We start from the raw sequence: 1,560 nt of genomic DNA, 5'->3' as shown, positions 1-1,560 counted from the left end.
TGAAAAAATAGAAAAAGATTCAGATAGAGATTACTGGATGACCTCTGTAGAAGCTAAAGAATACGGGATGATCGATGAAGTATTAGAAGGAAAAAAATGATCACGACAGGATTCGAACCTGTAACCTACTGCTTAGAAGGCAGTTGCTCTATCCATTTGAGCTACGTGATCTTCTTACATAAGAAATCGGGGTAGCAGGATTTGAACCTACGATCTCCTGGTCCCAAACCAGGCGCGATAACCAAACTACGCTATACCCCGTTTTTTTATATTAATCAAACGGAGAATGTGGGATTCGAACCCACGCAGTATTTACATACCGACAGTTTAGCAAACTGTTCCGTTAACCACTCCGGCAATTCTCCAAAAAAATACAAATCTAAAATAGATCTATTAAATAATCAAATAATTTATTCTCTAAATAAAGGGTTATACGATTCTAGTGTGATAAATATTTCTTAATTTTTTTTTCAAAACTTGTTTTACTTTTTCTATTTCTTTTAAAGTAATATCTGCGTTTGAAAATTGATTTTCTATTTTTTGTTTTTCGATTATATTTTCTACCAAATTTTCCAAATCTTTGGTTGATGGATTTTTAATACTTTTTGAAGCCGCTTCTATAGAATCAGCTATCATGACAATAACCGTTTCTTTTGAAAATGGTTTAGGACCAGAATATTGGAATTGTTTTTTATCCACTTTTATATTTGGATATATTTTTTTTTGTTTTTCATAAAAATAGTAAACAATACTATTTCCATGATGAGTACGTATAAAATCAGTAACAGAATCAGGTAAATGATATTTTTTTGCTAGTTTAACTCCTATTGATACATGTTCTAAAATAATTTTTGCACTTTTTTTTGGACTTAATTTTTTATGAGGATTAATTATATTTTGTTGATTTTCAATAAAATATTTAGAATGTTTTATTTTTCCTATATCATGATAAATCGATCCTATTCTTACTAATAGAGAATTAGCCCCAATTGCAACAGCAGATTCTTCTGCTATGTTTGCGACTGTTAAAACATGTTGTAAAGTTCCTGGGGCTTTTTGGGATAATAATCTTAATATAGGAGTATTGGTGTCAGATAGTTCTAATAAAGAGATATCTGAAGTTAGATTCAATAATTTTTCAAAAAAAAATATTAATGGATGAACAAATAAAGTTGTTAAAATTCCACTAAAAAAAAATAAATAAAAAGTATACAAAGAAATTTGTTCTAAAGATCCTTCACGGATTAAAGTGAGTAAACTAAAAGTAATAATATAAGTGATGGTAATTTTTGCTGCAGCAATAAAAAGATTTTCCATTTTGGAAATATTTTTTTTTGTCAACATAACTAAAAAACCTGCAATCATTTGTAGAAAAATAAATTCAAAACTATTTGGTGTAATTAAAGACAATAATAAAATTGTTATTAAATGAATGAAAATACTCAAATTTAAATTGAAAAAAGCACGTATACTTATAGGAAGGATACAAAAGGGAATTATATATAATATTTTAGAATTATATTTTAAAATCATAATGGTTATTAATGATATTAGTAATAT

Annotated in this window: 2 protein-coding genes and 3 tRNA genes; 1 reads left to right on the top strand and 4 read right to left on the bottom strand. The window is 27.2% G+C overall.

Annotation, left to right across the window (positions count from 1 at the left end):
- Positions 1-100, top strand: a 100-nt coding sequence (locus tag H0H57_RS03095; RefSeq protein ID WP_238784340.1) for an ATP-dependent Clp protease proteolytic subunit, incomplete at its 5' end; no start/stop codon positions are given.
- On the opposite strand, the gene H0H57_RS00165 is transcribed toward H0H57_RS03095, so the two are convergent.
- The 4 genes from H0H57_RS00165 to H0H57_RS00150 all read right to left on the bottom strand — a co-directional run bounded on the left by H0H57_RS00165 (position 98) and on the right by H0H57_RS00150 (position 1,533).
- Positions 98-171: transfer RNA gene (locus H0H57_RS00165), tRNA-Arg, on the bottom strand. The two genes, H0H57_RS03095 and H0H57_RS00165, sit on opposite strands and share 3 nt — an antisense overlap.
- Before the next feature lie 15 nt (positions 172-186).
- Positions 187-261, bottom strand: a tRNA-Pro gene (locus tag H0H57_RS00160).
- A gap of 19 nt (positions 262-280) precedes the next feature.
- Positions 281-365 (bottom strand) — tRNA-Ser (locus H0H57_RS00155).
- A gap of 64 nt (positions 366-429) precedes the next feature.
- Entirely contained in the window at positions 430-1,533 is a 1,104-nt protein-coding gene (locus H0H57_RS00150) for an HDIG domain-containing metalloprotein (RefSeq protein ID WP_238784339.1), read from the bottom strand.
- Positions 1,534-1,560: the final 27 nt, after the last annotated feature.

Origin of the sequence: Blattabacterium cuenoti (genome assembly GCF_014251755.1) — a bacterium.
Lineage (GTDB): Bacteria > Bacteroidota > Bacteroidia > Flavobacteriales > Blattabacteriaceae > Blattabacterium > Blattabacterium cuenoti_AN.
The sequence above is the reverse complement of the archived record's forward strand: the minus strand, read 5'-3'. Positions and strand labels throughout refer to the sequence as shown.

Coding starts and splice junctions, on each gene's coding strand:
- H0H57_RS00150 (WP_238784339.1), bottom strand. CDS start 1,533: ATGATTTTAAAATATAATTCTAAAATATTATATATAATTCCCTTTTGT.